The organism is Glycomyces sp. L485, from assembly GCF_022548875.1.
Taxonomy (GTDB): Bacteria; Actinomycetota; Actinomycetes; order Mycobacteriales; family Micromonosporaceae; genus Glycomyces.
Genome location: NZ_JAKZEW010000052.1, coordinates 1 through 24,619, shown reverse-complemented (window position 1 = coordinate 24,619; position 24,619 = coordinate 1). Strand labels below are relative to the sequence as shown.

Annotated in this window: 24 protein-coding genes, 1 pseudogene and 1 riboswitch; of the genes and pseudogenes, 18 read left to right on the top strand and 7 right to left on the bottom strand. The window is 69.3% G+C overall.

Going from position 1 to position 24,619, the window contains the following annotated elements:
* Nucleotides 1–87: 87 nt before the first annotated feature.
* Together L0U85_RS18380 and L0U85_RS18375 are read right to left on the bottom strand one after the other, a co-directional pair.
* Entirely contained in the window at nt 88–855 is a 768-nt protein-coding gene (locus L0U85_RS18380) for an ABC transporter ATP-binding protein (protein WP_241379214.1), read from the bottom strand.
* Nucleotides 856–857: 2 nt separating this feature from the next.
* On the bottom strand, nt 858–1,082 hold the full coding sequence (locus L0U85_RS18375) for a hypothetical protein (RefSeq protein ID WP_241379213.1): 225 nt from the start codon (nt 1,080–1,082) through the stop codon (nt 858–860).
* A 183-nt stretch (nt 1,083–1,265) separates the two neighbouring features.
* Between L0U85_RS18375 and L0U85_RS18370 the strand changes: the two genes are divergently transcribed.
* The gene (locus L0U85_RS18370) at nt 1,266–2,528 is read left to right on the top strand and encodes a sensor histidine kinase (protein ID WP_241379212.1); all 1,263 of its coding nucleotides are present in this window, start codon (nt 1,266–1,268) and stop codon (nt 2,526–2,528) included.
* Nucleotides 2,516–3,163 (top strand): response regulator transcription factor, encoded by a 648-nt coding sequence (locus L0U85_RS18365; protein WP_241379211.1) that lies wholly within the window; start codon nt 2,516–2,518, stop codon nt 3,161–3,163. Before L0U85_RS18370 ends, L0U85_RS18365 begins: the two co-directional genes overlap by 13 nt.
* 3 nt (nt 3,164–3,166) lie before the next feature.
* Here L0U85_RS18365 and L0U85_RS18360 read toward each other — a convergent pair whose 3' ends face one another.
* The gene (locus L0U85_RS18360; RefSeq protein WP_241379210.1) at nt 3,167–3,604 is read right to left on the bottom strand and encodes a thermonuclease family protein; all 438 of its coding nucleotides are present in this window, start codon (nt 3,602–3,604) and stop codon (nt 3,167–3,169) included.
* A 155-nt stretch (nt 3,605–3,759) separates the two neighbouring features.
* Between L0U85_RS18360 and L0U85_RS18355 the strand changes: the two genes are divergently transcribed.
* Genes L0U85_RS18355 through L0U85_RS18345 form a run of 3 tightly spaced genes read left to right on the top strand, consistent with a single transcriptional unit; the run spans nt 3,760 to nt 6,217 of the window.
* Nucleotides 3,760–5,061 (top strand): DUF6350 family protein, encoded by a 1,302-nt coding sequence (locus tag L0U85_RS18355; protein WP_241379215.1) that lies wholly within the window; start codon nt 3,760–3,762, stop codon nt 5,059–5,061.
* Nucleotides 5,051–5,656 carry a phosphoribosylglycinamide formyltransferase gene (purN, locus tag L0U85_RS18350; RefSeq protein ID WP_241379209.1) on the top strand — a complete coding sequence of 202 codons (606 nt, stop codon included), beginning with the start codon at nt 5,051–5,053 and terminating at the stop codon, nt 5,654–5,656. The genes L0U85_RS18355 and purN overlap by 11 nt, the downstream gene beginning before the upstream one ends.
* 6 nt (nt 5,657–5,662) lie before the next feature.
* Entirely contained in the window at nt 5,663–6,217 is a 555-nt protein-coding gene (locus tag L0U85_RS18345) for a VanZ family protein (RefSeq protein WP_241379208.1), read from the top strand.
* On the opposite strand, the gene L0U85_RS18340 is transcribed toward L0U85_RS18345, so the two are convergent.
* Entirely contained in the window at nt 6,185–6,415 is a 231-nt protein-coding gene (locus L0U85_RS18340; RefSeq protein ID WP_241379207.1) for a hypothetical protein, read from the bottom strand. The two genes, L0U85_RS18345 and L0U85_RS18340, sit on opposite strands and share 33 nt — an antisense overlap.
* Nucleotides 6,416–6,503: 88 nt before the next feature.
* Nucleotides 6,504–6,665, top strand: a riboswitch (ZMP/ZTP riboswitch).
* 42 nt (nt 6,666–6,707) lie between these two features.
* Here L0U85_RS18340 and purH point away from each other — a divergent pair.
* Complete coding sequence (purH, locus tag L0U85_RS18335) at nt 6,708–8,255, top strand: bifunctional phosphoribosylaminoimidazolecarboxamide formyltransferase/IMP cyclohydrolase (RefSeq protein ID WP_347177485.1); 1,548 nt, start codon at nt 6,708–6,710, stop codon at nt 8,253–8,255.
* A gap of 337 nt (nt 8,256–8,592) precedes the next feature.
* Here purH and L0U85_RS21455 read toward each other — a convergent pair whose 3' ends face one another.
* Nucleotides 8,593–9,114 (bottom strand): 2'-5' RNA ligase family protein, encoded by a 522-nt coding sequence (locus L0U85_RS21455; RefSeq protein WP_347177484.1) that lies wholly within the window; start codon nt 9,112–9,114, stop codon nt 8,593–8,595.
* Between the two features lie 42 nt (nt 9,115–9,156).
* Nucleotides 9,157–10,170: pseudogene (trpS, locus tag L0U85_RS21450) on the bottom strand (tryptophan--tRNA ligase); the annotation flags it as partial.
* A 123-nt stretch (nt 10,171–10,293) separates the two neighbouring features.
* Here trpS and L0U85_RS18325 point away from each other — a divergent pair.
* The 12 genes from L0U85_RS18325 (at nt 10,294) to L0U85_RS18270 (ending at nt 22,724) form a co-directional block, all read left to right on the top strand.
* On the top strand, nt 10,294–11,085 hold the full coding sequence (locus L0U85_RS18325) for a DeoR/GlpR family DNA-binding transcription regulator (protein ID WP_241379204.1): 792 nt from the start codon (nt 10,294–10,296) through the stop codon (nt 11,083–11,085).
* Nucleotides 11,082–12,185, top strand: coding sequence for a galactose-1-phosphate uridylyltransferase (gene galT / locus L0U85_RS18320; RefSeq protein ID WP_241379203.1), 1,104 nt, complete (start codon nt 11,082–11,084; stop codon nt 12,183–12,185). Before L0U85_RS18325 ends, galT begins: the two co-directional genes overlap by 4 nt.
* A complete protein-coding gene (gene galE / locus L0U85_RS18315; protein WP_241379202.1) occupies nt 12,182–13,153 on the top strand; it encodes a UDP-glucose 4-epimerase GalE in 972 nt (323 codons plus the stop codon). The genes galT and galE overlap by 4 nt, the downstream gene beginning before the upstream one ends.
* Nucleotides 13,140–14,282: a galactokinase gene (galK, locus tag L0U85_RS18310; RefSeq protein WP_241379201.1), complete on the top strand. Its 1,143-nt coding sequence runs from the start codon at nt 13,140–13,142 to the stop codon at nt 14,280–14,282. Before galE ends, galK begins: the two co-directional genes overlap by 14 nt.
* Before the next feature lie 71 nt (nt 14,283–14,353).
* On the top strand, nt 14,354–14,701 hold the full coding sequence (locus tag L0U85_RS18305; protein WP_241379200.1) for a hypothetical protein: 348 nt from the start codon (nt 14,354–14,356) through the stop codon (nt 14,699–14,701).
* Between the two features lie 160 nt (nt 14,702–14,861).
* On the top strand, nt 14,862–15,935 hold the full coding sequence (locus L0U85_RS18300) for a BMP family ABC transporter substrate-binding protein (protein ID WP_241379199.1): 1,074 nt from the start codon (nt 14,862–14,864) through the stop codon (nt 15,933–15,935).
* A gap of 21 nt (nt 15,936–15,956) precedes the next feature.
* Nucleotides 15,957–17,513 (top strand): ABC transporter ATP-binding protein, encoded by a 1,557-nt coding sequence (locus L0U85_RS18295; RefSeq protein WP_241379198.1) that lies wholly within the window; start codon nt 15,957–15,959, stop codon nt 17,511–17,513.
* A complete protein-coding gene (locus L0U85_RS18290) occupies nt 17,503–18,786 on the top strand; it encodes an ABC transporter permease (RefSeq protein WP_241379197.1) in 1,284 nt (427 codons plus the stop codon). The genes L0U85_RS18295 and L0U85_RS18290 overlap by 11 nt, the downstream gene beginning before the upstream one ends.
* Before the next feature lie 5 nt (nt 18,787–18,791).
* Complete coding sequence (locus L0U85_RS18285; RefSeq protein ID WP_241379196.1) at nt 18,792–20,081, top strand: ABC transporter permease; 1,290 nt, start codon at nt 18,792–18,794, stop codon at nt 20,079–20,081.
* Nucleotides 20,081–20,470, top strand: a complete 390-nt coding sequence (locus L0U85_RS18280) for a cytidine deaminase (protein ID WP_241379195.1) — start codon at nt 20,081–20,083, stop codon at nt 20,468–20,470. The genes L0U85_RS18285 and L0U85_RS18280 overlap by 1 nt, the downstream gene beginning before the upstream one ends.
* Nucleotides 20,471–20,498: 28 nt before the next feature.
* Nucleotides 20,499–21,770 (top strand): thymidine phosphorylase, encoded by a 1,272-nt coding sequence (locus L0U85_RS18275; RefSeq protein WP_347177483.1) that lies wholly within the window; start codon nt 20,499–20,501, stop codon nt 21,768–21,770.
* A gap of 165 nt (nt 21,771–21,935) precedes the next feature.
* Nucleotides 21,936–22,724 carry a class I SAM-dependent methyltransferase gene (locus tag L0U85_RS18270; protein ID WP_241379193.1) on the top strand — a complete coding sequence of 263 codons (789 nt, stop codon included), beginning with the start codon at nt 21,936–21,938 and terminating at the stop codon, nt 22,722–22,724.
* A gap of 53 nt (nt 22,725–22,777) precedes the next feature.
* On the opposite strand, the gene L0U85_RS18265 is transcribed toward L0U85_RS18270, so the two are convergent.
* On the bottom strand, nt 22,778–23,704 hold the full coding sequence (locus L0U85_RS18265) for an ice-binding family protein (RefSeq protein ID WP_241379192.1): 927 nt from the start codon (nt 23,702–23,704) through the stop codon (nt 22,778–22,780).
* Nucleotides 23,705–24,619: the final 915 nt, after the last annotated feature.

Here is a 24,619-nt window from a genome sequence, read left to right as displayed (position 1 = left end):
GGGGAAGAACGAGGAACCCGTCCGTAGCGGTGCCGTGCAAGTGGTGCCCGAGCCGGGAATCCTCGTCCCTTTAGGGCGAGGAGGAAGTCAATGCGTCCGCAGATGTGTCAGGCGCCGGGCCAGCTCGTCGGCGGTCGGTCGGTCGAAGAACCGGTCGATGCGGCCGTCGGCGACGAACGCGGTCGCGTGCGCCCGGGCGGCGGCGTCGGGGTCGTGCGTGACCATGACGACGGTCTGAGACAACTCTTCGACGAGGTCGCGCAGCAGGTCGAGCACCTCGGCGGCGGTGGCGTGGTCGAGCGCGCCGGTCGGCTCGTCGGCGAAGACGACCTCGGGCCGGGCCGCCAGCGAGCGGGCGATCGCGGCGCGCTGCTGCTGGCCGCCGGACAGCTCGCCCGGCTTGCGCCCGAGCAGGTCGCCCAAGTCGACCCGGTCGACCAGCGCTTCGAGCCACCGCGTGTCGGCCGGAGCGCCGGACAGGCGCAGCGGCAGCGTGATGTTCTCCTCGACCGTCAGCGACGGCAGCAGGTTGTACGACTGGAAGACGAAGCCGATGCGGCCGCGCCGCAGCATGGTCCGCTTCGTCTCGCTCAGCCGCGAGATCTCGGTCCCGCCGATGTGCACCGTGCCGGAGGTCGGCGCGTCGAGCCCGGCCGCGCAGTGCAACAGGGTCGACTTGCCCGAACCGGACGGCCCCATGACCGCCAGGAACGAGCCGCGCGGCACCTGGAGCGAGACGCGGTCGAGCGCGGTGACCGCGCCGTCGTAGGTCTTGGTGACCTCGCGCATGAGCAGCGCCGCGGGCCTGGTCGGGTCCTCGTGCAAGCCGGCCTGAGGCTTCGGCAGCGTTCGCATCGTCAGCTCCTGCGCATGAAGAAGCGGATGACGAGCGAGATGCCGGCGAAGGCGGCGACCGCCCCGAACGGGACGGACAGCAGCTCGAGCCCGAGGAGCGAGAGGATGCCGTCCATGCCGGCCCCGGCGATCAAGATGATCCACAGGAGCATGTCGGTCCCGTTGGCCCTCTCGCGGGGCTCAGGCTCGGAATTCTTCGCGTCGCTGACGCGGTACTGGTCGGGCATGGCTCGGCACCTTTCGCGGGCTCGAATCGGTATGCCTCGACGTTATGGCCGAAGACGTTGCGGCCCAATGCCGTCAGCCCCCGAATCGGGGTGGTGTCCGGGGTAGGCCGGGTGGTGCAGCCAGCTGTACCGACGAACGCGCGGGCTCGAGGGTAGCGTTTCGGACGACCCGGAGGAGGTGCCATGAGCAGGGAGGAAGCGGTCGACGCCGAGGAGCGGCAGATGCTCCGGCAGGCGCTGCGCAGCACCGGCTACGCCGCCGCCGGAGCGGGCATCGGCATTCTCGCGCTCTACACGATCCCCTTCCTGCTGCTGGTGGCCGTGCTCTGCCTTGTCGGTGTCGGCTGGCCCCTGGCCAAGCCCATGACGCGCTGGATCCGGGCCTTGGCCGATCTGGAACGGCGGCGCCTGCGCCGTCTCGGCCATGAGATCGAGGCCCCCTATCCGCGCGACGAGTTGGAACCGGACCGCTCCCTGCGCGCGCTGTTCGACACCCCGCACCTCCGGCGGGACCTCGGTTGGCTCTTCCTGCACGCCACTTGGGGTCTGATCCTCGGAGCAGTGGTCTTGCAGCTGCCGATCAACGCCGTCCGCGACGTCACCTATCCGCTCTGGTGGCTCCTGGCGCCCGAGCCCGACCGGGACATCCTCAGCGGTGTCATACCGGCCGACTCCTGGAACCTCGCGCCCCTGGGGGTCGCCACCGGCATCGCCATGGCCGCGCTGTGGGTGTTCTTCGCGGGCAAGCTCCTCGAATACCAGAACCGGCCCGGTGTCAACCTCCTCGGGCCCGACCCGGATGTCGATCTGTCCCAACGCGTCGCCCAGCTCACCGCTACCCGCGCCGCCGCGCTCGACGCCCACGCCGTGGAGCTGCGCCGCATCGAGCGGGCCCTCCACGACGGCGCGCAGAACCGCATGGTCGGCGTCGCAGTGCTGGTCGGGGCCGCACGGCGCGAGGTCGACCGCAATCCCGAGCGTGCCGATGAGATCCTCGCCCGCGCCCAGGACTCGGTCGAGGACGCGCTCGCCGAACTGCGGGCGGTGGTCCGGTCGATCCTGCCGCCGGTCCTGGAGGACCGGGGCCTGGAGGGTGCGCTCAGCGCCTTGGCCTCCGACTGCCCGGTGCCCTGCTCGGTCACCGTCGACGTGCCGATCCGGTGCCCGGCCAGCACGGAGGCGACCGCCTACTTCGTTGTGGCAGAGTCATTGACGAACGTCGCCAAGCACTCGCGGGCTGAGCATGCCGAAGTAGAGGTGCGGCTCTCCGCCGGCCGACTCCACGTGACCGTCACCGACGACGGCCGCGGCGGCGCCGACGCCGGGCTCGGCTCCGGCCTCGCCGGCATCGACCGCCGCGTCGAAGCCCACGACGGCGACGTGACCGTGACCAGCCCGCCCGGCGGGCCGACCGAGATCAGAGTGGAGCTGCCATGCGGATCGTGATCGCCGAGGACGACACCCTCCTTCGCGAGGGGCTGAACCTCGTCCTGCGCGGCGAGGGCTTCGACGTCGTCGCCTCGGTCGACGGCTCCGCCGCCTTCCTCGCCGCCGTCGAGGAGCACCGCCCCGATGTCGCCGTCGTCGATGTCCGCATGCCGCCCACCCACACCGACGAGGGCATCAAGGCCGCCGTCGCGGCCCGCCTCGCCCACCCCGAGCTCGCCGTCCTCGTCCTGTCCGCCTACGTCGAGCAGAGCTTCGCGACCGATCTCCTCGCCGGCGGCGCCAAACGCGTCGGCTATCTGCTGAAGGAGCGCGTCGGACGCGTCGACGCCTTCGTCGAGGCGCTCCACCGTGTCGCCGGCGGCGGGACCGCCATCGACCCGGAGGTGGTCGCCCAGCTGTTCGCGCAGCGGCGCACCGGCGATCCGCTGGAGAAGCTGACGCCGCGGGAGCGGGAGGTCCTGTCGGTCATGGCCGAGGGTCTGGGCAACAGCGCGATCGCGAAGCGGCTGTTCATCACCGAGAACGCCGTCCACAAGCACATCCGCAACATCTTCTTCAAGCTCGGTCTGACCCCCGACGACCACACCGATCGCCGCGTCGCCGCGGTCCTGCGCTACCTCGAATCCGCTTAGGCCCTAGTCGGAGGAGTGCGAGGACCACATGCCCCGCTTCTCGCCCTTGGCCAGGCGCTCGGCCTTGCGCAGCGTGTCGCCGATGACGAGCTCTTGGTGCCGCAGGATGTAGGTGTGGGCCATGCCCTCGGCGACCGCCAGGACGGCGTAGTTCATGCCGTTCTCCATGACCACGTGCGCGAGCAGCCGGTCGTACTGGTCGTAGATCTCGTCGCCCGGGTCGGTGAACAGGTGGACGTTCCGGCCTTCGAGCTTCTGCTTCGCGTAGGCCTTCGCCTCGGCGCCCCAGTCCTCCTCTTCTCGGAACCCGCCAGACTCGGGGGAGTTGATGCCCATGATGCGCACGCGGGTCTTCTCACCGTCGATCACGACGCGGAACGTGTCGCCGTCCACCACTTCGTACGCCTCCGCCGTCGCGAAGTAGTCGCCCGGACCTTCCATGTTCGCCTCCACTCGTCGATCCGGCCGCGCCGTGCGGCCGGGTGCCGACCCATCCTCGCATTCGCCATGCGCCCCCGGGAGACTCGTACCGGGCCTCGGGCCAGCGCTGGTGCCCTCCAGGATCGGTGTCCTATGAAAGACTGGTCGGCGTGGAGATGCGACCGAACACGCCGCCCCCCGCCGTCAAGACCAGGCAGCGGGACACCGTGGTCGTCGACCCCTCGGGACGGGCCGGGACGCCCCGCCGCCCGCGCACGCTCCTGGCCTCCTCGATCGCCACGACCCTGTGGTGCGCCACGGTCGTCTACACGCCGATCCTGGTCCTGGTCATCCTCGCGTGGTGGCTGACCGGGCGTGAAGGCGACGTGTCCACGGTGGTCGCCGCCGCCGGGGTCGCCTGGCTCGCCGGACACGGGGCTGCCGTGGACATCGCCGGGATCCATCTGACGGTCACGCCTCTGCTGCTCACCGCCGTGCTCGCCTGGCGGCTCTCCAAGGCCGCCGCCGGGACGGTCCGCGCGATCGGAGGGAAGGATGCCGCCGCCGTCCGGGCCGCCGCCGGAGCCGTCTCCATTCTCTACATCGGACTTTCGGCGGGGGCCGCCGCGCTCGTCTCGACCGGGCCGTTCTCCGTGTCGGTCCCGGGGACGCTCGCCTATACCGCGCCGTTCGCCGTCGCCGTCACCGCGTTCGGCGCCGCCCGCGAGGCCGGAGTGCTGGCGTGGGACCGGTCGTCGGTGTGGCTGCGGCGCGGCGTCCGCTCCGGCGCGCTCGTCGTCGCCGCGCTCCTCGCGTTCGGCGCGGCCGCCGTCGGCGCCGCCTTCGCGGTGCGCGGCTCGGCGGTCGCCGACACGTTCGGCCTCTACGGCTCCGGTGCCTGGGCCGTCGCGCTGCTCAGCCTGCTCTACCTGCCGAACCTCGCGATCTGGGCCGTCGCCTACATCTGCGGGCCCGGGTTCGCCGTAGGCACCGACACCGCCGTCCAGGCGGAACTGGTCGAACTCAACCCGCTCCCGGCATTCCCGGTGTTCGCCGCCGTCCCCACCGAGCCGCTGCCCGCCTCCGCGACGATCCTCATCGGTCTGCCGCTCATGCTCGCGGCCGTTTTCGGCGTGCTGCTCACCTACCGTTCGCCGGACCTGCGCGTCCCGCGCGTCACCACCGCCGCGATCCTCGCCTCCGGATGCGCCGCAGCCCTGCTCGCGGCCCTGGCGTGGATGTCCGGCGGCGCCGCCGGGACCGGCCTGCTGTCGCGGATCGGCCCCGACCCGTGGCCCGTGGCCGGGCTCGGGGGGCTCCAGATCCTCATCGGCACGGTCGGGTCCGCGCTCGTCGCCCGCCTGTTCGCCGTCCACCGCCGCGCCGCCGAATCCGAGCTCGTGCGGCGAGACACGGTGGTCATCCCCGAACCGGCGCAGGGCCTCGACGACGCGTTAGTGTGCAGTCGTGACCTCTAAGCTCGTCGTGCTCGTCTCCGGCTCCGGATCCAACCTGCAGGCGCTCATCGACGCCTGCCGCGACCCCGGGTACGGGGCCGAGGTCGCCGCCGTCGGCGCCGACCGCGACGGCACATTCGGCCTCGAACGCGCCGAAGACGCCGGAATTCCCACATTCGTACGCAAAGTCAGGGACTTCCCGGACCGCGACGCCTGGGACGCCGCGCTCACCGAGACGGTCGCCTCCTACGAACCGGACATCGTGGTCTCGGCCGGGTTCCTGAAGCTGTGCGGGCCCCGCTTCCTGGAGGCCTTCCCGGGGCGCTACATCAACACGCACAACTCGCTGCTGCCGGCGTTCCCCGGCATGAACGGCCCCGGGGAGGCCCTCGCCGCCGGCGTGAAACTCGCCGGCGCGACCCTGTTCATCTGCGACTCAGGCGTCGACACCGGCCCGATCATCGCCCAGAGCGCCGTCCCGGTCGAGGACGACGACACCGTCGAGACCCTCACCGAGCGCATCAAAGAGGCCGAGAGGGCCCAACTCGTCGACTCGGTCGGCCGCATGGTCCGCGACGGCTGGACCGTCGAAGGACGCCGGGTCCGCCTCGGCTGACCGGCGATGAACCCCCTCGCCGTCAACGCCCTCGAATCGACGACCCTCGCCGTCTCCTTCGCGCTGCTGCCGCTCGCCGGCGCGGTCGCCTGGCTGCTCGCGGGGTGGAGAATCCGAAAGGGCGCGCGGCCCCGGGCCGCATGGCGCGACTCCATAGCCGAGGTCGCCCTGGTGTTCGGCTCGATGCCGCTGCTCTTCCTGGGCCTGACGTCCCGGGAGGGGCCCGTCGCGGTACAGCTCGTCCCGTTCGTCGACCTCGCCGACCTGGCCGTCGCCGAGCCCCGCGTCATCGTCGAACAGCTGGCCGGGAACCTCCTCGTGTTCGCCGCCGCCGGATTCTTCGGGCCGATCCGATTCCGGATCGGGCTCGGCACGATCGCGCTCGGGGCGGCCCTCGCCTGCACCGCGCTGGAGGCGGTGCAGTGGGGCTTCCTGACCGGCCGGGTCGTCTCCGTCGACGACGCCATGCTCAACACGCTCGGCGCGGTCCTCGCCGCGCTCGCCTCCCGGCGATGGTGGCGGATCCTCTCACCGCAAGCCGCCGAGATGCACGGTGCCTGAGCCGCCGTCCATGCAGACCGTGCACAGGTGCGCGCTGGAACCGGAATGCAGGCTCCAGCCCTCGGCCTCGGCGGCCGCGCACAGCACCCGCCAGGAGAAGTAGGAGTCGTCGCGGCAGAAGAAATCCGCACCGCAGCCGTCACAACTCAACTCGTACTCGGTCGTGCCGTTCGTCGAGGAATACGTGTGCCTGCTCATGGTATTCATCCCGTCCGGTCTTGCCGGGCCGCAACAGCGGATTCCCCGGCCCGCCGAGCTCAAACCCGCCCCGGCGGCCGTGTTAACCTCAGCTTGTCGCGACTGGCGAGGACGTCGACGCAGGTTTCCCGTGGCACGGACCGGGCAGCTCGTTGTTGAGGGGGGACCCTGGAGACGTTCGCAGGTGGAGCACCACCGGGGAGCGGCACTGCTGAACCTGTTACTGCGGTCGAACGCCTGGGCCGCAGTCATCTCAACGATCAGGAGCAGTGCAATCGTGAGTGACGCATCCGTGTCCGAAACCAAGCCCTTCAAGCGGGCCCTCGTATCGGTCTTCGACAAGACCGGCATCACCGAACTGGCCGCCGACCTCCACGCCGCCGGCGTCGAGATCGTCTCCACCGGTTCGACCGCGGCCCGCATCAGCGAGGCCGGCATCCCCGTGACGAAGGTCGAAGACCTCACCGGCTTCCCCGAGATCCTCGACGACCGCGTCAAGACCCTCCACCCGAAGGTCCACGCCGGCATGCTCGCCGACGTCCGCAAGGACTCGCACCGCGAGCAGCTCGCCGAGCTCGGCATCGAGGCGTTCGACCTGCTCGTCGGCAACCTCTACCCCTTCGCGCAGACGGTCGCCTCCGGCGCCGGCTTCGACGACATCGTCGAGAAGATCGACGTCGGCGGGCCCTCGATGGTGCGCGGCGCCGCGAAGAACCACGCGAACGTCGCCGTCGTGGTCGACCCGGCCGACTACGAGTGGATCCGGGCTGCGGCCGCCGGGGGCGGCACCACCGCCGAGCAGCGGCTCCGGCTGGCCGCGAAGGCCTTCGCGCACCTGGCGACCTACGACTCGACCGTCGCCTCCTGGCTCGCCCGGCAGACCGCCGGGGAAGCACTCCCCGACTTCGTCGCCACGCCGATGACCAAGGCCGCCGACCTGCGCTACGGCGAGAACCCGCACCAGGGCGCAGCGCTTTACGACGACCCGCTCGCGCCGGCCGGGCTCGCCCAGGCCGAGCAGTTGCACGGCAAGGCCATGTCGTTCAACAACTACACCGACGCCGACGCCGCTTGGCGGGCCGCCCACGACTTCACCGAGCCGTGCGTCGCGATCATCAAGCACGCCAACCCGTGCGGTATCGCCGTCGGCGGCTCGATCGCTGAGGCCCACCGCAGAGCCCACGAATGCGACCCGGTCAGCGCCTTCGGCGGCGTCATCGCGGCCAACGGCGAGGTCGACGCCGAGGCGGCGGCCCAGATCGCCGAGATCTTCACCGAAGTCGTCGTCGCCCCCGCCTTCAGCGAGGAGGCCGTGGAGATCCTCACGAAGAAGAAGAACATCCGGCTCCTGCGGGCCCCGGAGTGGACCCCGTCGGACCTGGAGCTCAAGCCGATCTCCGGCGGCGTGCTCGCCCAGCGGCCCGACCGCATCGACGCCGACGGCGACGACCCGGCCCGATGGCGGCTGGTCACCGGTGAGCCGGCCGACGAGGCCACGCTCGCCGATCTGGCGTTCGCCTGGCGCGCGGTGCGCGCCGTCAAGTCGAACGCGATCCTCCTGGCCGCCGCGGGCGCCTCGGTCGGCGTCGGCATGGGCCAGGTCAACCGCGTCGATTCGGCGAAGCTCGCCGTCGAGCGGGCCGGCGACCGCGTCAAGGGCGCCGTCGCCGCTTCGGACGCGTTCTTCCCGTTCCCCGACGGACTCGAGATCCTCACCGGAAACGGAGTGAAGGCCGTCGTCCAGCCCGGAGGTTCGGTCCGCGACGAAGCGGTCATCGCCGCCGCCGAGCAGGCCGGTGTGACCATGTACTTCACCGGCACGAGGCACTTCACGCACTGACGAAGGAAGTGCGTGAAGCAGAGGGTCCGGTACGCACTGACGAAGGAAGTGCGTGAGGCAGAGGGTCGGGTACGCACTGACGAAGGAAGTGCGTCCAGCGGAGCATCCAGCACGCACTAGAGCAGCGCGAGTTTGAGCAGGAGTGCCCTATCGAGGGCCTCCTGCTCATCGTGTTCGAGCGTGCCCTTGAACTCTCCGAGTCGACCGTGGTCGACCGAGTAGGTCTGATCGGTGAGGACGCGGGTCTTCTCGCCGAGGAACTCGACTTGCGGCCTGTAGATCGTCGCCTGAGGCCGACTTGGAGGGTTTCGACCACCTCTTCGACTTCGACTAGGTCCTATTCCGCCAAGAAGTGGAAGACCTGCCTGGGCGTCCACGGCGTCGCCGTCCCGATCGGGCTGTCGGTCGTGCCGTGCGTGCCGTGCGTGTAGAGCGTGAACGAGTCGACCTTGAACTTCGCCTCGAAGCGCGCCAGCTCCAGGAACGCCCGGTCCAGCGCCTCCTTGTCGACGTCCTGCGCCACCGTGATGTGCGGGTGGTACGGGAAGCGCTGCTCCCGGCGTCGGATGGGCCCCTCCCGGATCGCCGACTCCAACTGCTCGCACACCGCGATGCCGTCGACGACGGCGACGAACACCACCTCGGTGACCGGCCGGAACGAGCCGGTGCCGCGCAGATGCAGCTCGAACGGCCGCATGTTCGCGGCCAGGTCGGCCAAGTGCTCTTCGAGCCGGCCGAGGTCGCCCGCGTCGATCTCGGTGGGCCCCAGCAGCGTCAGGTGGGCGGGCACCACGCCGCCGAGGGGGTCGCCCGAGGCGATGCGGGCGTCGTCGAGTTCGGTCCGCCACGGCTCGGGCACCGGGATCGCCACACCGACCGTGACACCCTCCTCGTCCACTAAACCGGCTACCGGGGGATAGAAGCCGACTTTCTTGTATGCCTTGGCGAGCGTCCGGGAGGCGACGGCTCGGGCCTTCTCGGCGCCCTTGGTGAGGATCCGGTCGAGCTCGGCCTTGTCGTCGAGGTACTCGCGGGTGGACTTCGCGACCGGCTCCAGGTGGTCGGCGACGACGTCGGCAAGGTCGCCCTTGAAGTCGCCGTAGCCCTTGCCCTGGTATTCGGCCTCGATCTTCTCGACCGCCTCGCCGGTGATCGCGGAGTAGATCGCCAGGAGGTTCGAGACGCCCGGCTTGCGCTCCTCGTCGAAGCGGACCTCGGCCTCGGAGTCGGTGACGGCGCTCTTGATCTTCTTGCGCATCTGGTTCGGAGTGTCGAGCAGGTACAGGCACCCGCGCGGGGACTCCGAGGACTTGGACATCTTCTTCTCGGGCTCGGCGAGGTCCTTGATCGTCGCGGTCCCCTTGACGATGTGGGCGTCGGGCACCGCGAAGGTCTTCCCGAACATGGTGTTGAACCGGATCGCCAGGTCGCGGCTGAGCTCGAGGTGCTGCTGCTGGTCCTTGCCGACCGGCACCTGATCGGTCTGGTAGAGCAGGATGTCGGCCGCCTGGAGCACCGGGTAGTTGAACAGCCCCACCGTTGTGCGTTCTTGTTTGGCGGACTTGTCCTTGAACTGGGTCATGCGCGACGCCTCGCCCATGCCGGTCTGGCAGCCGAGGATCCAGGCCAGCATCGGATGCTCGGGCACCTGGGACTGGATGAACAGGGTGCAGCGCTCGGGGTCGAGTCCGAGGGCCAGCAGCTGCGCCGCCGACACTCGCGAGCGCTCGTGCAATACCTTGGGTTCATGTCCGACGGTGATCGCGTGGAGGTCGACGACGCAGTAGAAGGCGTCGGCGGTGTCCTGGAGAGCCACCCACTGCCGCAGTGCACCCAGGTAGTTCCCGAGATGGAATGAGTCCGAGGTCGGCTGGATCCCCGAGAGCACTCGGGGCATGCGGTCTGCGGTGGTCATGGGTCGATTCTGACATCCGGACGGAGACCGCGGCCACCCGGTATTGCGCCGGGCGGCTAAGTGATGTTTAATTGTGTTGGATCTTGAGCACTCTGATTCTCGCAATCGAAGGAGCCATCGAAGATGCTGGCGCAACAGCGACAGAGCCGAATCGCCGAGCGAGTCCACCGGACCGGCGCGGTCCGCGTGGCCGAGCTGGTCGAGGAGTTCGGCGTCTCGGACATGACCATCCGGCGAGACCTCGAATCCCTGACCGAGCGCGGCCTTGTCGCCAAGGTCCACGGCGGCGCCACCGCAGTCGACTTCGGGTCCACCACCGAACCCGGCTTCGCAGTCAAGCAGGTCCGCCAAGAGGCCGAGAAAGAGGCCATCGCCGAGGCGGCCGCCGGACTGGTCGGCCCCGGGCAGGCCATCGCCCTGTCGGCGGGGACCACCACCTGGACCCTCGCCCACCGGCTCACCGACGTCCCCAACCTGACGGTAGTCACCAACTCGGTGCCCGTCGCCGACGTGTTCTACCGCTCGGGCACGACCGACCAGACGGTCATCCTCACCGGCGGAGTGCGGACGCCCTCCGACGCGCTGGTCGGGCCGTTCGCGGTCGCCTCGCTGGAGCGGGTCAACGTCGACACCGTGTTCCTCGGCGTCCACGGCATGTCGGCCCGAGCAGGGTTCACCACCCCGAACCTGATGGAGGCCGAGACGGTCGCGACCCTCGCGAACAAGGGCCGCCGACTCGTCGTCGTCGCCGATCACACCAAGTTCGACGTCGTCGGGGTCGCCACCATCGCGTCCCTGTCCGACGCCGACGTCATCGTCACCGACGCGGGCCTCGAGGAAGAGGCCCGCAAGATCCTGACCGAGCACGTCGACCAGGTCGTGCTAGCCCCCGTATCCGAGAAGAGTCCAGTGTGAGCGAACCGAGCCCGTACATCGAGACCGGCAGCCTCGCCGACGGCCGCCAGGTGCTCTACTTCAACACCGCCCCCGACGCCGGGCACGCCTCCTTCGCCGACAAGCGCGACCTCGGCGAGCGCGCCGCGGCGGGCCAGCTGCGCTACGACCCGCTGCGCGACGAGTGGATCGCCGTCTCCGCCGGCCGCAACGCCCGCCCGCAGCTCCCGGTCGCCTGCCCGCTGTGCCCCTCCGAAGGCGACGAGCTGACCGAGATCCCCGCGCCTGAATACGAGGTCGCGGTGTTCGAGAACCGCTTCCCGAGCTTCGGCGGCACGGTCACCGAAGAAGGCGCCCCCGCATCCGAGACAGGCGGGCCGGGCCTGGAGATCGCCGTCCCCGCGACCGGCCGCTGCGAGGTCGTCTGCTTCTCCTCCGAGCACGAGTCCTCTTTCGTGGACCTGCCGCCCGAACGCGTCGAACTCGTCCTCCGCGCCCTCGCCCAGCGCACCGCCGAACTCTCGGCCCGCGGGGACGTCGCCCAGGTGTTCCCCTTCGAGAACCGCGGCGTCGAGATCGGTGTGACCCTCCACCACCCCCACGGCCAGATCTACGGCTACCCGTTCGTCACCCCGCAGACCCGGTCTCACCTCGAAGCCGCCGTCCGCCACAAGGAGACCACCGGCCGCAACCTCTTCGGCGACATCCTCGCCTCCGAGCAGGCCGGCCCGCGCGTCATCGCATCGAACGACCACTGGACCGCGTTCGTGCCCTACGCCGCCCGCTGGCCCTTCGAGGTCCACCTCTACCCCAACGAGCGCTTCGCCGACCTCGCCGAACTGCCCGACGAGTACATCGCCTCGCTCGCACCGCTCTACCTCGAAGTGCTCCGCCGCTTCGACGGCGCCTTCCCCGAAGGCAGGATGCCCTACATGGCGGGTTGGCACCAGGCTCCCGTCAACGAGCACCGCGACCTCGCCTGGCTGCGGCTCGAAATCGTCTCCACCCGCCGCGCGGCGGGCAAGGTCAAGTTCCTGGCCTCATCGGAATCGGTCATGGGCGGCTTCGTCAACGACCTGGGACCCGAGAAGGCCGCAGAGATATTGAGGGATGCGCTGTGAAATACCTCGTCACCGGCGGCGCCGGATACATCGGCTCGATCGTCGCCACGATGCTGCTAGAAGAGGGCCACGAGGTCGTCGTCCTCGACGACTGCTCGACCGGGGCCGCCGAGCGCGTCCCCGCCGGCGCGACCCTGGTCCGCAAACCCGTCCAGTCCGCCGGGGAGGTGCTCGACTCCACCTTCGACGCGGTGCTCCACTTCGCGGGGCTCATCGCCGCCGGCGAGTCCATGCAGAAACCGGGCATCTACTGGGAGGCGAACACGACCGGCACCTTCTGGCTGCTCGGCGCCATGCGCGCCGCCGGAGTGAAGACGCTCGTGTTCTCCTCGACCGCGGCCGTCTACGGCAACCCCACCGAGGTCCCGATCCGCGAGGACGCCGTCAAGGCCCCCACCTCCACCTACGGCGCCACCAAGCTCTCCAGCGACATGGCGATCCAGTCCGCGGTCACCGCCTACGGCCTCGCCGCGGTCAGCCTCCGCTACTTCAACGTCGTCGGCGCCTACCGGGACCGCTCCGGGGCCTGGCACGGCGAGAACCACGAGCCGGAGACCCACATCATCCCGATCGCGCTCGACGCCGCCGCCGGCAAGCGCGAGCGGATGGTCCTGTTCGGCGACGACTACCCGACCAAGGACGGCACCTGCGTCCGCGACTACATCCACGTCGCCGACCTCGCCGACGCCCACCTGCTCGCCCTGCGCGCCGCCGAGCAGGGCGAGCACAAGATCTACAACCTCGGCAACGGCAACGGCTTCACCAACAAGGAGGTCGTCGAGACCGTCAAGCGCGTCACCGGCGTCGACTTCCCCGTCGTCGTCGAGGGCCGCCGCGCAGGCGACCCCGCCGAGCTCGTCGCCTCCTCCGAGAAGGCGAAGGACGAACTGGGCTGGAAGCCCGGCCGCGACACCCTCGACCGCATGGTCGCCGACGCCTGGGAGTACTACCAGCATGCCAACGCCTGACCCCAACGCGGCAGAGCTCGCCGCGATCGCCGACGAGGTCTTCCGCACCCAGTACGGCAGTGCTCCCGAAGGGATCTGGGCCGCGCCCGGGCGCGTCAACCTCATCGGTGAGCACACGGACTACAACGAGGGCTTCGTCATGCCCTTCGCGCTTCCGTTCTACGCCGTCGCCGCGGCCGCCAAGTCCGATACCTGGGAGTTCCACTCCACCTACGGGGGCGGCCAGATCGTCCGCGCCGACTCCATCGACGGCGTCGAAGGTTGGGCCGCCTACCTCGCCGGTGTCGCCTGGGCGATGAACGAGTCCGGCTACGAGGTCGGCCCGGCCCGCATCGCGCTGCACTCCGACGTGCCGCACGGCGCGGGCCTGTCGTCGTCGGCCGCGCTCGAATGCGCGACGCTGCTCGCGCTGTCCGGTCTGTACGGCCACGACATCGACCGCACCGAGGCCGCTCGCATCGCGCGCAAGGCCGAGAACGAGTACGTCGGCGCCCCCACCGGCATCCTCGACCAGTCGGCCTCGCTGCTGTGCACCGAAGGCCACGCGATGTTCATGGACTGCCGCGACCTCTCTCGCGAGCAGGTCCCGTTCCGCCTCGCGGACGAGGGCCTGGCCATGCTCGTCATCGACACCGACGCCCCGCACCGGCACGCCGACGGCGAGTACGCCGCCCGACGCGCCGACTGCGAGCAGGCGGCCCGGCTCCTCGACGTCGAGTTCCTGCGCGACGCCCCGGTCGACGCGACCCTGGAGGACGACCGGCTCAACCGGCGCCTGCGGCACATCGTCACCGAGAACCAGCGCGTGCTTGACACCGCCGCCGTGCTCAAGTCCGGCTCGGTCGCCGGGATCGGCGAACTGCTCACCGCCTCGCACGCCTCCATGAGGGACGACTACGAGATCTCCTCGGTCGAGCTCGACTCCGCCGTCGACGCCGCGCTCGGCGCCGGCGCGCTCGGGGCGCGCATGACCGGCGGCGGCTTCGGCGGCTCCGCGATCGCCCTGGTCGAGGCGTCCGCAGCGCCGAAGATCGAGGCGGCGGTCATCGAGGCCGCGGCCGCGGCCTCGCTCCCGACGCCGCGGGTCTTCGTCGCCCGGGCCGCCCAGGGCGCGCACCGCGTGCGCTGACTTGTGACCCACGGGTAAGCCCGGCGGCGGCCTCGGCCTCGCCGGGCTTCTCGCTCTGCGATACTCCGGGCATGGAATTCGTCGATCTGGTCCTGCGCTACCTGCACCTTCTCGGTTTCGCCGCGGTTTTCGGCGGCTGGCTCACCGCCTGGCTCTCGAAGCGGTACAAGTTCAACGCCGCGATGCTGTACGGCATCGCGACCCAGCTCGCCACCGGCGTCGTCCTGTACGGCCTCGCCAGCGCCGAGGGCGACGCGAACCACGCCAAGCTCGGCGTCAAGTTCCTGCTCGCTCTGCTGCTGGCGGTCATGATCGTCGTGCCGTGGTGGAAGCGGCGCGCGAGAGTCGCCGCGGGCCACTTCTGGGCCGTCGGCGGGATGGTCCTCGTTACCGCTGCCGTGGCCGTCTTCTGGCAATAAGCCGCAACCGAGACGAAGTGGCGCTGAAACACCTGCTCGCGGGTGGTCTCAGTCATAGGATGTTTCGGTAACGACTTGATCAAAGTGACTGTCAATCGACGATCCCGGCGGCCATGATTAGGCGCGATGGGATTACCTGAACTGTCGAAGGAGACCAACGATGGCTGTCAAGCCGTACAAGCTCGCCGTGGCCGGCGTCGCCGCCACGGGCCTGTTCACCCTCTCCGCTTGCGGCGAAGCCCCCGAAGAGGACTCCGGCGACAACGCCGAGGCTTCGTTCCTGGCCTGCATGGTCACCGACTCCGGCGGCGTCGATGACAAGTCCTTCAACGAGTCGTCCTGGGCCGGCATGGAGATGGCCGCCGAGGAGAACCCCGACATCGACGTCTCCTTCAAGGAGTCGTCGAACGAGTCCGACTACGACCCGAACCTCCAGGCGTCGGTCGACGACGGCTGCGACTTCGTCGTAGGCGTCGGCGGGCTGATGACCGAGAACGTCAACACCATCGCCGAGGCGAACCCGGACATTCCCTTCGCGACCGTCGACGGCTTCTCGGAGGTCGAGAACGTCTACTCCGTCCAGTTCGACACCGCCCAGTCGGCGTTCCTCGCCGGCTACGCCGCCGCCGCCCAGAGCGAGACCGGCACCGTGGCGACCTGGGGCGGGATGTCGATCCCGCCGGTGACCATCTTCATGGACGGCTTCGCAGGCGGCATCGAGTACTACAACGAGGCCAAGGACGCCGAGGTCGAGCTGCTCGGCTGGGACGCCGAGGCGCAGGACGGATCCTTCACCAACGACTTCGAGAACTCCTCGGCGGGCAAGAGCCTGACCGAGACGTTCATCTCGCAGGGCGCCGACATCGTCTTCCCCGTGGCCGGCCCGGCCGGAACCGGCGCGGTCACCGCCGCCGCCGAGAACGACGACGTCCTGGCGATCTGGGTCGACGTCGACGGCTGCGAGTCCCTCGCCGACCAGTGCTCCACGATCCTGACCAGCGCCGAGAAGAACCTGGCCGTGGCCGTCCAGGACGCCGTCCTGGCCGCCTACGAAGGCGAGACCGGCGGGTCGTATGTGGGCACGCTGGAGAACGACGGCGTCTCGCTCGCCCCGTTCCACGAGTTCGATGAGGCGGTCTCGGACGAGACCAAGGCCGAGCTCGAGGAGATCGAGGCCGGCATCATCGACGGTTCGATCACGGCCGAGTCGCCGTCGTCGCCCGCCGCCTCCTAGTCGGGACCCGAAGGACACCAATTGCGACTCGAACTGAGGGGCCTGACGAAGAAGTTCGGCTCATTCACCGCTGACGACGACATCGACCTCACCGTGGAGCCCGGGCAGATCCACGCGGTTCTCGGCGAGAACGGCGCGGGCAAGTCCACGCTCATGAACATGCTCTACGGCATCCTGAAGCCGACCAGCGGCGAAATCCTGATCGACGGTGAACCAGTGGAGTTCTCCGGTCCCGGCGACGCGATCGCCGCCGGCATCGGCATGGTCCACCAGCACTTCAAACTCGTCGGGCCCTTCAGCGTCGCCGACAACGTCCAGCTCGGTCGAGAGCACACCCGCGGCGCGGGCGTGCTCTCGGCGCGGGCCGCACGCAAGGCGGTGCGGGACGTCTCCGAGCAGTACGGGCTGCGGCTGGACCCCGATGCGGTCTGCGAGGACCTGCCGGTCGGCGTCCAGCAGCGCGTCGAGATCGTCAAGGCCCTCTCGGGGCCGAAGACGGAGCTGCTCATCCTCGACGAGCCGACCGCGGTGCTCACGCCCGCGGAGATCCGCGAGCTGCTCGACATCATGCGCTCGCTCGCCGACGGCGGCACGTCGATCCTGTTCATCAGCCACAAGCTCAAAGAGGTCCAGGCCGTCGCCGACACCGTCACGGTGATCCGGCGCGGCAAGGTCGTGGCCGAGCTTCCCCCGACGGCGTCGGAGACGGAGATGGCCTCGGCGATGGTCGGGCGCGAGGTCGCCCTCACCGTCGAGAAGACCTCCGCCGAACCGGGCGAACCGCGCCTGGAGATCGAGGGGCTCACCTTCGCCGACCGCTCCGGCGTCAAGGTCTTGGACGGGCTGGACCTGACAGTCCGGTCCGGGGAGATCGTCGGTCTGGCCGGTGTCGAAGGCAACGGACAGACCGAGCTGGCCCGCGCGATCCTCGGCCTCGTCCACCCCGACGCGGGCACCATGAAAATCGACGGGCACCGCGTCCACCGCTCCAGCCCGGCGCAGCGCATCGAGCAGGGCCTGGGCTACATTCCCGAAGACCGGGGCCGCGACGGGCTCATCACCGAGTTCACCGTCGCCGAGAACATCATTCTGAACCAGTACCGGGACGAGCCGTACTCGAAGAACGGCGTGGTCGACGCGGCCGCGATTCGCAAGCGGGCGGTCGACTCGATCGCCGAGTTCGACATCCGCACGCAGTCGCCGAACGAGGCGGCGGCCTCGCTGTCGGGCGGCAACCAGCAGAAGGTCATCATCGCCCGCGAGTTCTCCCGGGCCCGGCGGCTCCTCGTCGCCGCGCAGCCGACGAGGGGCGTGGACGTGGGCGCAACCGAGTTCATCCACTCGCGACTGGTCACCGAGCGCGACACCGGCACCGGAGTCCTGCTGATCTCCTCGGAGCTCGACGAGATCTACGCCCTGGCCGACCGCATCGCCGTGATCTACAACGGCCGCATCGTCGGCGAGGTCGCTCCCGACACGCCGCGGGAGGTGATCGGCCGGCTCATGGTCGGCGCCGACATCGAGACCGACACCGAAAGCACCGACGAGGAAGCCAATGGAGGTGACCGTGAGCACTGACACCGCAGCCCCGCCTGCTGAAGAGCCGGAAGCGGGTGAGGCGCCCGAGAAGCGACCGCCGTTCATGGTCCTCTTCGGGCGATACCTGGCCGAGGCGAACTCGGTCATGGTCACCGTCTACTCCCTGCTGCTCGCGTTCGCCATCGGCGCGGTCCTGCTCATCGTCTCCGACGAGAACGTCCGCGGCACCTGGACCTACTTCTTCTCCCGGCCCACCGACGCCCTCGAAGCCTCCTGGAACGTCGTCTCGAACGCCTACATCTCGCTGTTCGAGGGCGCCATCCTCAACTTCAACACCGTCGACCGGTACGGCGCCGGCACCGCCGAGTTCGGCGACCTGCTCCGCCCGATCTCCGAGACCCTCACCTACGCGACCCCGCTCATCTTCACCGGCCTCGCCGTCGGCCTGGCCTTCCGCGCCGGCCTGTTCAACATCGGCGCCCAAGGCCAGCTGATCTTCGGAATGATGGGCGCGCTCGTCATCGGGTTCAGCCTGAACCTGCCCGCTGCGGTGCACATCCCGCTCGCCGTCGCCGCCGGCGCGATCGCGGGCGCCGCCTTCGGCGCCGTCCCCGGCGTACTCAAGGCCACCACCGGCGCGCACGAGGTCATCTCCTCGATCATGCTCAACAACATCGCGGCGCTGTTCCTGGTGTGGGCCATCAGCACCGACTTCCTGCACTCCGAGACCCGATCGGAGCTGGTCACCAGGCCCGTCGAGGACTCGGCGCAGCTGCCGGGACTCCTGTCCTGGCTCGGCCAGAACCTGCGCGTCAACCTCGCACTCGTCATCGGCATCGCCGCCGCCGTGTTCGTGTGGTGGCTGCTGTCGAAGTCGACCTTCGGGTACCGCATCCGCGCGGTCGGCTTCAACCAGCACGCCTCGGCGACCGCCGGCATGAACATCGGCCGCACCTACACCACCACCATGGCGGCCGCGGGCGGCCTGGCGGGCCTGGCCGGCGCAGCCCTCGCGCTCGGCGTCGGCTCCGGCGGCGTCACCACCAACACCGCCCTGGAATACGGCTTCGACGGCATCACCGTCGCCCTGCTCGGCCGCGCCAACCCCGGCGGCATCGTCGCCGCGGCGTTCCTGTTCGGCGCGCTCAAGGCCGGCGCGCTGTCCGCGCAGCCCGAAGTCCCGGTCGACATCTCGACGCTGCTCCAGGCGACCATCGTGCTGTTCATCGCCGCTCCCGCCCTGGTCAAAGCGCTCCTGCGGCTGCGCACCCCGCGCGGCGGCCTGGTCACCCTCGAAGCGAAAGGCTGGTGAGCCGCATGGCAGTGGACACTCAGGCCGACGTCGCCCGCGTCGACGAGACCGCCGACGTCCGCCACCCCGTGACCGGCATCGTCTACGGCGCCATCGGCGTCCTGCTCGCCGCCCTCGCGCTCGCCTTGCTCACCGGCGACCGGGAGACCACGTTCACGCTCGACCGGACACTCACCGACGCGCGCTGGACCCTCCCGACCCGCCCCGCGGTCATCGCCCTGTCGCTGGTCACCGTCGCCTGCGGAGCCTGGATGCTCGTCGGCGTGCGGCGCAGGCTCTACAAGCTCGCCTCGGCGGTCGCCGTCACGGCCATCGTCATCGCCCTCATCTCGTGGGCGGTCTCCCAGCCGGGCCTGGTCTTCCGCGTCGAATCGATCCTCGGCGGCGCGGTGTTCCTGTCGCTGCCGTTCATTTTCGGCGCACTCTCGGGCGTAGTATGCGAGCGCTCCGGCGTCATCAACATCGGCATCGAAGGCCAGTTCCTCATGGGCGCCTTCACCGGCGTCCTGGTCGCCAACATCACCGACAACGTCTACGCGGGCATGCTCGGCGCGATGCTCGCCGGAGCCCTGTCCACGATGCTGCTCGCGATGCTCGCCACCAAGTACCAGGTGAACCAGGTCGTCGTCGGCGTCATCCTCAACCTGCTCGCGCTCGGCTTCACCAGCTTCATGTTCGACCAGCTGAAGAAGACCGCGGGCTACAACTCCGGATACGGCGTGCCCTCGAACGCGCTCGAAGGCATCGGGCTGGGCTTCCTCGCCGACATCCCCGTGATCGGCCCGGTCCTGTTCGCCCAGAACATCTTCGTCTACGTCGCGTTCGCGCTCGTGTTCGCCGTCTGGTTCCTGCTGTTCCGGACCCGCTGGGGCCTGCGCACGCGCTCGGTCGGCGAGCACCCGGCCGCCGCCGACTCCATGGGCGTGAGCGTCAACCGGCTCCGGTACTGGAACGTCACCGCCGCCGGGCTCATCTCCGGCTTCGGCGGCGCGTTCTTCACGCTCGCGAACTCCCTGGCGTTCACCAAGAACATGACCGCCGGGCTCGGCTTCGTCGCCCTCGCGGTCATGATCGTCGGCCGCTGGAACCCCCTCGGCGTCCTCGCCGGGGCGCTCATCTTCGGCTTCGCCAGCCAGATCTCCGAATACCTCGACGCGGCGGGCAACTCGATCGTCCCCGGCCCGTTCCTCCAGATGCTCCCGTACGTCGTCACCCTCGTCGTCGTCGCCGGACTCATCGGCAAGGCCAAGGCGCCCGCCGCCGACGGCGTGCCCTACAACCCCGGGGACGAGTGATGGGCGTCGACTGGGAGTCCCTGCGCGCCGAGGCCCGAGCGGCCATGGAGCGGGCCTACGTCCCCTATTCGCATTACCCCGTCGGCGTCGCCGGCCTGGTCGACGACGGCCGCACCGTCGCCGGCTGCAACGTCGAGAACGCCTCCTACGGGCTGGCCCTGTGCGCCGAGTGCGGCATGGTCTCCCAGCTCGCCGCCACCGGCGGCGGGCGCCTCGTCGCCATCGCCTGCGTCGACGGCGACGGCCGACCCCTCACCCCCTGCGGGCGGTGCCGCCAGCTGCTCTACGAGCACGGCGGCCCCGACTGCCTCGTCGACGCCGAACCCGAACCGACCACCGTCGGAGCCCTGCTCCCAGGCGCGTTCGGACCGGACCACCTGAACAAGTGAGGGCACTACCTATGAAGGACGCGATTTGATCACCGCAGTCGACGTCATCCGGACCAAACGCGACGGAGGCGAGCTGTCGACCGCCCAGATCGACTGGGTCATCGACAACTACACGCGCGGCGAGGTCGCCGACGAGCAGATGTCCGCGCTGGCCATGGCCATCTTCCTCAACGGCGCCGGGCCGCGGGAGATCGCCGACTGGACCGCGGCGATGATCCGCTCGGGGATCACGCTCGACCTGTCCGAAGTCGGGAAGCGGTGCGTCGACAAGCACTCCACCGGCGGCGTCGGCGACAAGATCACCCTGCCGCTCGCGCCGCTCGTAGCCGTCTTCGACGTCGCCGTGCCTCAGCTATCCGGGCGGGGCCTCGGCCACACCGGCGGCACACTCGACAAGCTCGAGTCGATCCCCGGGTTCGACGTGAACCTCTCGGAGGCAGGGGTCGTCAAGCAGCTCAAGGAGGTCGGCGCGGTCGTCTGCGCGGCGACCGGCGACCTCGCTCCGGCGGACAAGAAGCTCTACGCGCTCCGCGACACCACCTCCACGGTGGAGTCCATTCCGCTGATCGCCTCGTCGATCATGAGCAAGAAGATCGCCGAAGGCGCCGACGCGATCGTCCTCGACGTCAAGGTCGGCTCCGGCGCGTTCATGAAGCGGCTCGACCAGGCCAGGGAGCTCGCAGAGACCATGGTGCGTCTCGGCGCCGACCACGGTGTCGACACCCGCGCGCTGCTCACCGACATGAGCGTCCCACTCGGGCGCACCGCCGGGAACGCCCTCGAAGTGCGCGAATCGGTCGAGGTCCTCGCCGGAGGCGGCCCCGCCGACGTCGTCGAACTCACCGTCGCGCTCGCCGCCGAGATGCTCGCCGCCGCAGGACAACCCGACGCCGACCCCGCCGCAGCACTCGCAGACGGCCGCGCGATGGACGCCTGGCGGAAGATGATCACCGCCCAGGGCGGCGACGTCGACGCCGCACTGCCCGTCGCGGCCGAGACCGAGGAGATCACCGCCGAGTCCGACGGGGTCGTGACCGGCATGGACGCCTACGCCGTCGGCGTCGCCGCGTGGCGCCTCGGCGCCGGACGCGCCCGGCAAGGCCAGCCGGTGCAGGCCGGTGCGGGCGTCGAGATCCTCAAGACCGTCGGCGATCCGGTCAAGGCCGGGGAGCCGGTCTTCCGCCTCCACACCGACACCCCCGAGCGGTTCGAAGCGGCCAAGGAGTCCCTGGTAGGCGGCTGGCACGTCGGCGCCGAGTCTGCCGAGCGGGGGCCGATCGTCCTCGACCGCCTGTCCTGAACCGGCTTGCGGCCACGGAGCAGACCGGGCAACGACGTGGGGGAGCTGGAAGGGGGCACGACGGCGAGGCAAGTCGTCGGCGGGCTACCGGGTATCGCCTGAAATCCGGTTGCCCCGCAACGGCATGCGCCGTAAGCTCCGGTCGACTACGGCGATTGGGGATCCATGTCTGGAACACGCGGCGGTGACTGGAAGTACGGCGAGTTGTCGGCGCGGTTCTACGAGCTGGACAAGTCCGTCGGCAAGTCCCTCCACGGCGATGTCGAGTTCTACACCCGACGGCTGGCCGGGGTCAGCGGCGAGGTGCTCGAACCGGCAGCGGGGACCGGCCGGATGCTGATCCCGCTACTCCAGCAGGGGCTCCGGGTCACCGGCTACGACACCTCGGAGTACATGCTCCAGATCTGCCGCGACAACCTGGCCGCGGCCGGCGTCGAAGCGGACGTGTTCATCGCCGACATGGTCGACTACGCCAAGCCCGACGCTTATGAGGCGATCGTCGTGCCCACCGGCTCGATCGTGCTGCTGCCCGATCGAGCGTCGACCGTGACCGCGCTGCGCCGCATGCGCGACAGCCTCAAGCCGGGCGGGCGGTTGTTCGTGGACCTGCCGCCGTCGCAGCACTTCACCGACCCGGGCCCGTTGCGGCACCAGTGGGACGGCGAATCGGAGCTGCTGACCTTGCAGGTCATCCACATCGACAACAACCTGGTGGAGCAGCGGGTCCTGCGGTGGCTGCGCTACGAGCAGTGGCGCGACGGCAGGCTGGTGGACACCCAGCTCCAGCTCAGCACACTGCTCTCGTTCGGCGTCCAGGAGTTCCGGCACCTGATGCTGGAGTCCGGATTCGACGACGTCAGCGTCTCCGGAGACTACGCCGACGACGCCGAACCCGCTGCCGACGCCTCCATCTGGACGTTCGAGGCCGTCCGCTTACCACCGCTACCCGGCTGACGACACAGCGATCAGATCGAAGCGGACGTGGCTCGTGGATTCGCCCGCGTAGATCAACTCTGGCGAGTGCGGCGCCAAGTGAGGATCGCGAGCATTCCACCTACTGCGATGAACGCGAGTCCCACGGCCGCGAAGGTCATCAAAGCTCCGCTGCCGGTGGCGGGCAATCCATCTCCATACCCGTAACCACCGTCAGCGGAATTGTTCCCGCCCGCGCCTGAACCGTTGCCGTCCGAGCCTGAACCGTTCCCGTCCGAGCCACCGGGACCGCCTGGCCCGCCAGGGCCACCGGGACCGCCTGGCCCGCCAGGGCCACCAGGGCCACCAGGGCCACCAGGACCGTCGGTCGGGCCTGTCGGGCCGTCCGTCGGTGGGGCGACCGGTGCACACGCCGGTGCGGTAATCACGTTGGTGTCGAGCGTCACCGAGCCGGTCTGCGCCAATGCGCGGCCTTCCAGGGTCGCACCGGTGTTCATGGTGATCGAAGTGGAGGCCATGATGTTCCCGAGGAACTCAGTACCTGTTCCGAGCGTCGCTGAACTGCCGACCTGCCAGTAGACGTTGCACGGCGAAGCACCGTTGATGAATATGACACTGCTGTTCGATGCGGTGATGAGTGTGGAGTCGATCTGGAAGATGAATACGGCCTCGGGATTTTCTTGGAGGTTGAGAGTCAGCTGACCGGTCAGCTGCGCCGCCCCGATCCTGTAGATGCCGGGCGTCAAGGTCGTGTCGCCCAGTTCCGCGGGCAGGTTGGTGAACGGGGTCCGGCCGGCCGCGTCGTTGTAAGCGGTCGTGAGATCCGACTTCGCCTGGGCGGCTTCCGCATCACCCAGGTGTGTCTCCCCGCCGACGAGGCCGGGAGGAAAACCCGGGGCGGTATTTCCGGGACTGACTCCGAGGCTCTGCTCCATAACGGTAGGACCGGTGTTGGTTACGGTCTCGCCGCCCAATACCGAGTAATCGGCGGCCGTTCCCAATCCAACAGGTCCTTCTTGTGCCTGGGCACCACCTGGGTACGACGCCACCATCGCAGCGACGATGGCTACGGTTGCTGGTATAGCGAGTATTGGCGCGAGGGTTCGCCACCGCAAATTCCGCAGTCCAGCAGTCATTCGATAGCTCCATTTCTGCAATCGGACAAGGTGCTACGCTATCGCCTCAATCGACTTTCTTGACAGCGAGCCATGGATACTCAATCACAGAATTAGGTATAATTCTGTGATTTCATGAGAGCGGCGTGTCTGATTGAGAACTTCTCAATCGGATTGACCCTCTTGGCGGTTGAGGACGGCAGAGGCTCGGGCGATTCGAGTGGACCAACATCAGGTCGGGTTGGCAATTGGATGAGCTCGTCGGATAAGACTTTTTGGGCCGCAAAGAAGTTCAGGTACGTCGGTAAAGTCGAAATGTCGGAGGCAATCTGCTCCCGCAGTCGTTCGAGCTCTTCGCGGAGCTCTGGATCTGGGCCCGCTTACCACCGGACGGAAGGGCGCCAGAGGAATTAATGATTGCGCAGGTCGGATTCAGGTCGCGAACCTCCGATAGGCCTCAGTTCGACCTCGACCGAATCAGCAATAGGGTGGTGGCCTTCTCGCGGGGTGCGTCTCGGAGTCGAGGTCCGAGGGGGTGTGCCTGAGGAGTCCGGCAATGGCCGCAGGGGCGTTGGCGGGAGTGGTGTGGGGTGGATGGTTCTTCTGCGCCAAGGGCGGCGGCGATGACGAGGTAGGAGTCGGGTGGGGCGGGGCCTCCGGAGTTCGGTCCGCTTCGGGCGGGCTTCAGGCGGGGCAGCGATGAGGAGCTGAGTGGGGCCGGGGGTGCCCTGTCGGCCACGGAGGTTGGTCGTGGGGAGCGGGAGCGGGACTCTCGAGGCCGGTTCGGCGGCTTGCGGCGGT